The 7596-nt window shown below is 64.8% G+C and carries 7 protein-coding genes; 2 read left to right on the top strand and 5 right to left on the bottom strand.

The genetic code is table 11. From position 1 onward, the window contains the following. Positions 1-196: 196 nt before the first annotated feature. Positions 197-355, bottom strand: a complete 159-nt coding sequence (locus tag BEK68_RS25830; protein WP_170816400.1) for a hypothetical protein — start codon at positions 353-355, stop codon at positions 197-199. Positions 356-595: 240 nt separating this feature from the next. On the opposite strand from BEK68_RS25830, the gene BEK68_RS18915 reads away from it, so the two are divergent. After that, positions 596-1075, top strand: a complete 480-nt coding sequence (locus BEK68_RS18915; RefSeq protein ID WP_012430025.1) for a VOC family protein — start codon at positions 596-598, stop codon at positions 1073-1075. A 51-nt stretch (positions 1076-1126) separates the two neighbouring features. Here the strand turns inward: BEK68_RS18915 and BEK68_RS18910 are convergent, their stop codons facing one another. Then, entirely contained in the window at positions 1127-2434 is a 1308-nt protein-coding gene (locus BEK68_RS18910; protein WP_012430024.1) for a chloride channel protein, read from the bottom strand. Positions 2435-2642: 208 nt separating this feature from the next. Here BEK68_RS18910 and BEK68_RS18905 point away from each other — a divergent pair, with 208 nt between their 5' ends. Then, positions 2643-3212, top strand: a complete 570-nt coding sequence (locus BEK68_RS18905; protein WP_012430023.1) for an isochorismatase family cysteine hydrolase — start codon at positions 2643-2645, stop codon at positions 3210-3212. A gap of 22 nt (positions 3213-3234) precedes the next feature. On the opposite strand, the gene BEK68_RS18900 is transcribed toward BEK68_RS18905, so the two are convergent. From BEK68_RS18900 to prpR, 3 genes are all read right to left on the bottom strand, one after another. Continuing rightward, positions 3235-4581 (bottom strand): GGDEF domain-containing protein, encoded by a 1347-nt coding sequence (locus tag BEK68_RS18900; RefSeq protein WP_012430022.1) that lies wholly within the window; start codon positions 4579-4581, stop codon positions 3235-3237. Positions 4582-4821: 240 nt separating this feature from the next. Beyond that, positions 4822-5517 carry an HD-GYP domain-containing protein gene (locus BEK68_RS18895; RefSeq protein WP_012430021.1) on the bottom strand — a complete coding sequence of 232 codons (696 nt, stop codon included), beginning with the start codon at positions 5515-5517 and terminating at the stop codon, positions 4822-4824. 113 nt (positions 5518-5630) lie between these two features. Next, positions 5631-7577, bottom strand: a complete 1947-nt coding sequence (prpR, locus tag BEK68_RS18890; protein WP_012430020.1) for a propionate catabolism operon regulatory protein PrpR — start codon at positions 7575-7577, stop codon at positions 5631-5633. Positions 7578-7596 lie beyond the last annotated feature (19 nt).

Genomic DNA, 7596 nt, shown 5'->3' with positions numbered 1-7596 from the left:
ACCAAAGGCGCCTGCTGAAGCTGCACCGGCATCGGCACCGGCGGTGACTACGCCGCCTGCGCCTGCACCCGCAGCGGCACCGAGCCCGGCACCTGCATCCGAACCCGCCAGTTCGACAACGGGTGGGGCGAGCTGAGAGGCTCTACCAAAAAAAACAAAGCCGCCTTTGGGGCGGCTTTATTGTTGGGGCGTCGTATTAGACGTCGTCTGGCATCTGCAGGGTTTCGGGGCTCGAATTTACCTCCACCGGCTCAGGCTTACCCGCCTTGAGTTTTGGGAGAGTCGCCTTGCCTTCGCGTTCTGCGGCAAGCGCATCCATTCCTTCTTTCCGTTCAGCAAACAGGTCTCGTTTCATGGGCACGCACTATACGTTCATTGCCTAGAGTTCCAAATGCGTAAATTCTGTTTTGGCGGCATTCATTGAACACTCAACGCGGACGTCAAACCTACGAGAATCAGTACCCGTCGCAAGCGTAGGAATGTGAGTGCGTGCAAGCCACGGCAGTGGCAAAGGCATCCACGTCACATCACGGGCGCGCAAGCTGTGGACCGCCTCGACCGCACATGCCGGCGCCCGCCCGGTGAGGAGACACGCATGGTCAGCAAGAACACGATCTGTCTGTGGTACGACCGCGATGCGCTGGACGCGGCCAACTTCTACGCCCAGACTTTCCCAGACAGCAACGTCACCGCCGTGCACCGCGCGCCGGGCAACTACCCCGCCGGGCAGGAGGGCGACGTGCTGACGGTGGAGTTCACCGTGGCGGGCATTCCGTGCCTGGGGCTGAACGGCGGCCCGCAGTTCAAGCACAGCGAGGCGTTCTCGTTCCAGATTGCGACCGATGACCAGGCCGAGACCGATCGGCTGTGGGACGCCATCGTCAGCAACGGCGGGCAGGAGAGCGCCTGTGGCTGGTGCAAAGACAAGTGGGGGGTGTCGTGGCAGATCACGCCGCGCGCGCTCACTGCGGCCTATACCGACCCGGACCGCGCAGCGGCCAAGCGCGCCTTCGACGCAATGATGACGATGCGCAAGATCGACATCGCGGCGATTGAGGCGGCGCGGCGGGGGTGACGTTGCCGGGTGCTGAAACCGGAGCAGCGGCGCTGTTCCGGCCTGGGTTTTCTACGCCGCCGGGCGCGACACCAACGCACGAAACCGATGCGCAAGCGTGTGATAGAACGACGGCGTCAGCGCCTTCGATACCTGGCTCGACAGCAACGCCACAGCCATGAGCGGCAAGACCATCTCGTGGCCGTCGATCATCTCCATCACGATCACAAACGACGTGATGGGCGACTGCGTGACCGCCGCCAGGTAGCCGACCATGCAGAGCGCGGCAAGACTGGGCAGCGGGATCGCCGATGTCACGAGCGACATGATGTTGCCAAGCCCCGCACCAATGGCTAGCGACGGCGCGAAGATGCCGCCCGGAATACCGGACAGGTACGACGCGATGAGCGCGCAGAACTTGAGCACCGCGTAGAACGGCGAGAGCGCCTGATGGGTCTCCAGCAGGCCCCGCGCTTCTGCATAACCGCTGCCGAACGTGATGCCGCCTGATACCAGGCCAATCAGTGCAATGGCGACTCCGCACAGAAAGGCGAACCACACCGGTTGCGCTTGCCGGAGGTCAACCAGCCGCGCAGGCATCCAGCGGGGTATGTTGAGCAGCAGCCAGCAGAACACGCCGCCCGCCACACCGCAGATGGCGCTGGCGGCAATCACCACAGGCACCAGCGCCAGATGAAATTGCCCAATGGCCTGGATGCGCCCGAAGTACAGATAGTTGCCCTGCAAGCCCAAAGCGACCACGCCGGAAAAAATGATGGCCGTGATGAGCGTGCCGCTGTTGCGGGCAACGAAGCTGCGCGTCAGTTCTTCAATGGCAAACACGACGCCCGCCAGTGGCGTGTTGAACGCGGCAGCCAGCCCGGCCGCAGCGCCCGCAAGCGTGAGTTGCCGTTCGATGTGCTTGCTGCTTCGACGATAGCCCCGCCGCATGGCGTACATGAGCGATGCGCCGATCTGCACTGTCGGCCCCTCACGGCCAATCGTAAAGCCGCAGAGGATGCCCAGGAACGAGACGACGATCTTGCCGAACATGATGCGCAGGGAGAGCAGCGAACTGGAGAGCCGCCCATCCTCGAGCGTCGCAATCACCTGCGGAATGCCACTGCCCTCGGCACCGCGAAAGAACTGGCGCGTCAGCCAGATGGCCAGTGCCGCCCCCACCGGCGTGATGACGATCGGCAGCCAGAGCGCGTGCGACACCATGTTCCGGAAAAGCTCGAAGCCAACATCGATCAGCTTGGCGTAGGCGACGGACACGAGACCCACGAGAACGGCACCGAGCCAGAAGATGCCGTAGTTCGCCCAGAGTCTCCTGGCCCGACGCGCTGATCGATCTGCGATGTGGAGAGGCGAAAACATGGTGCTAGGGATTTGGGGGTCGGGGAAGCGGAGATTATAGGACCGGACGCAAGGCGGCTTCGTGGTACGCCTTGATGGCGCGCAGCGTGATCCGGCGCGGCTAACCTTGCGCTGCCGGCCCGCAACGGAAGGCGTGGTCGACTGTGGCCAATCCACACAGGTGCCCGTGATAGAGTCGGCCGCCCCCCATCCGTCATCGCGTAGCCCTATGTCGACATTCGCGCTTGTTCCCAAGCAAACGGCGTTGTTGGTCATGCACTACCAGACCGACATCATGGCGTTGTTCCCGTCGGTCGCGCCTGCGCTGCTCGCCAACACCCGCAAGCTGTGCGACGCGGCGCGGGCCACGGGCATCAGCGTCTATTTTGCGAAGTTCCACTTCAGCCCCGGCTATCCGGAAATTAGCCCGTTGAACAAGAACGGGCAAGGCGTGAAGCAACTGGGCCTGTTCGTTGAAGACCGCATCTCGCCGGAACTCGGCCGGCAGCCGGATGAGTCGATCATCATCGCGCACCGCGCCAGCGTCTTCTACGGAACCGATCTGCAGGTGCGGCTCTCCGCCCGTGGCATCGATACCTTGATCATGGTGGGGGTTGCGTCAACGGGCGTGATGCTGTCTTCCATTGCGCATGCAAGCGATGCGGACTACCGCCTGTTCACCGTGAAGGACTGCTGCTACGACCCGGACCCGATCGTGCACGAGCACCTTTTTGCGACGGCGTTTGAATCGCGCACGACGGTGCTGTCGCTGGCGGATGCGCTATCGATGCTGGGTTGATCGCGACAGGTTGTCGGCACGCTCAGACGCTGACCACCTTGTTCTTGCCGGCGCGCTTGGCCTGATACATGCCGCGGTCGGCGCGTTGGATGGCTGCCATGGGCGGTTCGTTCTTACCGACTTCCGCCACCCCGGCAGAGAAGGTGATGAACAGTCGCGTATCGCCCGCCGCAAAGAAGCGCTGCGTGAGCGCGCGCTGCAGGCGGACGATGGTCTGCACGCCCTCTTCCAGCGACGTGTCCGGCATCAGGATCACGAATTCTTCGCCGCCAAAGCGGGCGAGCGTGTCTTGCGGGCGCATCGATTCGCGGGCCACCTGGGCCAGGTGCGACAGCGCATCGTCACCAAAGCTGTGGCCGTGCGTATCGTTGATCGCCTTGAAGTCGTCGATGTCCAGGAACGCGATGCAGAGTGCCGTGTTCTGGCGGGCCGCGCGGGCAACTTCGCGCTCCAGCGCCTCTTCCAGACCCTTGCGGTTGAGCGCGCCCGTCAGCAGGTCGTGACGCGCCGACGCCGATGCCATGTCGAGCGCCTTGCGCAGTTGCGCCACCTCGGCGGCGGCCTCTTCGGCCTTGACCTTCATCGCCGACAGCACGTCGCGGTTGCGGGCCGACTCCAGCGACATCCAGCGGGTGGCCGACAGCGCATCCTGAATGGCCGGCGCAATCTCGGCGATGCTGTTGGCCGATTCAATCTTTTTGGCGCAGGCTTCCATCTGGCGGTGATGCTCGCCCGAGGTTTCTGCGGCAACGGACAGGCGCTCCATGAAGGCGGCCAGCAGCCGCTTCATTTCTTCCTGGGCTTCGATCGACTTCGACTTCAGCGAGCTTTGCTTCTGGATCACCTCCATGAGGCGGCGCCGCAGATCGTCCAGCCGGCGCAGGCTGACGGGGGCCTCGCTGGCCTTCATCAGGGCTTCGATCTGGCCGCGCAGCCAACGGTCGTCCAACGACAGCTCGGCGATGTTCTCAAACACCAGTTGCAGCAGGCTCAGCAATGCCCTGCGGATCTCGCTCTGGTCTTCGGCCGCCAGCGACAGCCAGTGGTTGAACGTCGAGAGCTTGCCGTTCAAACTGCCAAGGCCTTCGAATTCGGACCGGCAGGCCCGGATCAGCGCCCAGGCCGCGGGGCCGATGCTGGCATCGTCTTCACCGAGCACTGGCAGACAGCATTCGACCGTGCGCGCAAGCTGCTCGCGCAACTCACGCACGAGCGCCATCCGCTCGGCATCCGGGGGGTCTGCGTCGGGCTTGTTGCCGGCGATTTCGTAATAGATCGAGGCGAAGTTGTCTGGCGTGGGCGCCAACCTGCGTGAGGCCAGCAGCTTGAGGGCGTGCCGGGCGGTCTCCGAGGGATTGTTTTCTATCATTCCGAACTACAGGGTGGCGAGCAGGGTTGGAACGCGATTTTCCACGGTTCCGGCCCAAGCGAAAAGCCGTCCAAAGGGTTATGTCGCCTTGCGCTGCACGAGTGGATTCCGCCAAATTCGGTGTCGCGGCAAGCATCCGCGCGAAGAGTGCGGCCCCGTCTGGAACGATTGCCACGAACGGCGTTTCGTCGCCCCGAGCATGCGCTGTCAGCAACTATGCGCTGCGCTGCGCGCTGCTTGTCAAAGCGTTTGGATATACCTCAGGAATGCCGGCGATTGGTCTCGAGCTCCATAGAACCGGATGACGCCCGACACGTCGCCGTACTGCTGCACCAGGCTTTCTGCAGCAGCACGAGCGCGCCGAACCCCCAGCACGTTCTTCAGGAAGCATTCCACCAGCGTGGGGTCAAAGTACCGGCCACTCTGGTCTGCCACCGCACCGACCGCGTCATCCTCCGACATCCCTTCGCGGTAAACGCGCGGCTCCAGCATGGCGTCAAACGCATCGGCAACGGCCACGATGCGCGCGGCAAGCGGGACGTCTTCCCCCGCGAGGCCGGCCGGATAGCCGCTGCCGTCGAAATGCTCGTGATGATGGCGCGCGACGCTGGCTGCCAACTGCAGGATCGGGTCGGCCGTCCCTGCAAGCAGGTCGGCACCGATGTTGGAGTGCCGTTGCATGATCTCGTGCTCTGCGTCGGTCAGGGCGGCGGGCTTGAGCAGGACGTCATCCGGAATGCCAAGCTTGCCGATGTCGTGCACGGGCGCCACAAGATAGATGTGCCGCTGTTCCGCGTCGTCCAGCTCCAAAACGTTTGCCAGATACGCCGCAACAGCGGCCGTCCGGACGAGATGGCCCAGGGCAGACGGATAGCGCGACCCGCCGGCAAGCGTGAGGCTGGCGAGAATGATGTGGGGGCGGCTTTGTTGTGCCATGGTGTTGACCTTCTTGGTCGCGCGCCTGTCGGCACGCAATGAGGCTCGATGGAGGATTGCACGATAGTCATCGCGCCGGTCGACCGCAACCACCTACGCTGGTCAATTTTGATCTAGCCCATCTGCAGCCGCCGCCACAACGTCGTCTTGCTGATCCCCAACGCGGCACATACGGCATCCCGATCGCCGCCGTGGGCGGCCAGCGCTGCGCGTATCTCTTCCGCTTCCACGCCCCGGCTGCGCTCGCGCAGCGTCAATACCGCCGGTTTGCCCGGTGTGGCGTGGGCAAACACTTCGGGTGCAATCAGCCGCAGCACGTCTTGCGTGATGGCGCTGGCGTCTTCGGTGTAAGCCAGTTCAACGGCAATCCGCTCGACCACGCTCTGCAGTTCGCGCACATTGCCGGCCCAGGCGTAGCGCCTCAGCGGCTCGGCAACACCGGCCAGCACGCGGGCAGCCTCTTCCGTGTCGGCAATGCGCAGCAGCAGGCGCGGATCGCGGCGCGCGGCCTGCACGAGCAGTTCAACGGCCAGGGGCATCACGTCGTCGGGGCGTTCGCGAAGTGGGGGCAGCGCGATGCTGAGGATATTGAGGCGGTAGTACAGGTCCGCGCGGAAGGTGCCGGCTTGCACGGCGTCCGTCAGCGCGCGATGCGTGGCGGCCACCACGCGAATATCGACGCGGGTGGGCTCGGTGGAACCCAGCCGCACCACCTCGCGCTCCTGCAATACGCGCAGCAGGCGGCTTTGCAGCGGCAGCGGCATCTCGCCGATTTCATCGAGAAACAGTGTGCCGCGGTGCGCGGCTTCAATCAGCCCCGTCTTGCCGCCCTTGCGCGCGCCGGTGAAGGCGCCCTCTTCGTAGCCGAACAGTTCGCTTTCCAGCAGCGCTTCGGGAAACGCGCCGCAGTTGATGGCGACGAATGGAAAATCGCGCCGCGCGCTGAGCTGATGCATCCCCTGCGCGACCATCTCCTTGCCCGTGCCGGATTCGCCCAGCACGAGCACGGTGGCGTCGGATTTGGCATAGCGGCGTATCAGCGTACGCACGCGTTCCATCGCCAGCGATTCGCCCACCAGGTCTTCGAGCCGATAGCGCGCGCTGAACTGCTGCGGGCGCTGGCGTGAGCGCAGCGTGCGGTCCAGCCGCTCCACCGCGCGGGATTCCTGGAAGGTGAACACCGTGCCTTCTGCGGCGCCGGTGCCGGTGCTCGTGAGCGGGCCACGGTGGATGACGTAGTTCACGCCCTGCACGGTGCCCAGCGTGTCGCCGTCGGTATCGGGCAGCAAGCCGAGCAGGTTGGGCGCAATGCTGAGCAGCGGTTGCCCGATGGCCTGCTTGGCCTCGATGCCCAACGCCGTGGCCAGCCGCTGGTTGATGGCCTCCACGCGACCCTGCGCATCCAGCGCGACCACACCGTCACGCAGATGCTGCAGCAGGTTGTCCAACCGCTGGCGGCGCAGGGTTTCGCGGCGCGTGGCCTGTACGACTTCCAGCGCGGTATCGAATGCCGCACGCACAGAGTCCCGCGAATACAGGAACACGGCGTTCATGCCCGCCTGCGTTGCCAGGTCCGTCACCAGACCGGGGCCAACCACCACACCCACGCCGCGGTCGCGCAGGTCCAGCACGCAACTCTCCGCGCCCTGGCGCGAGGTGTACGAGGCAAACACCACGTCCATGCCATAGGCGGCGACAAAGCGGCGCACCTCCTCGGGCGTGTCGCCGTGGGTGACGAGCGCCACCGATTCCGCGTCGCGCCGGGCGCGGGCCAGCGCATGCATCACGTCAAAGCCCGTCGGGTTGATGACGACCACCGGCAGCGACAGACGCGGCTTCAGGTAGGCGCCGTTGGAGCCGCCCGCCACCACCACGTCGGGCCGCTCGGCGCCAGCGGCGTCGATCTCGCGCACGATGTCTTCAAAGCCGCGTGTGATGACGCGCAGCTCGGCGCGGTCGTTGTACTCGGCGGCAATATCGAGGAAGAGATCGCTCAGGCGGCTGATGCCGCAAGCCCAGATGCGGGGGCGGTCGGTCAGGTCGGGTGCAGTGGGGCTCATGGTGCGGCGCGGCTAAAAA

It is taken from the genome of Ralstonia pickettii, assembly GCF_001699815.1.
GTDB lineage: Bacteria > Pseudomonadota > Gammaproteobacteria > Burkholderiales > Burkholderiaceae > Ralstonia > Ralstonia thomasii.
Note: the sequence above shows the minus strand (reverse complement) of the source record. Positions and strands in the feature narration are given on the sequence as shown.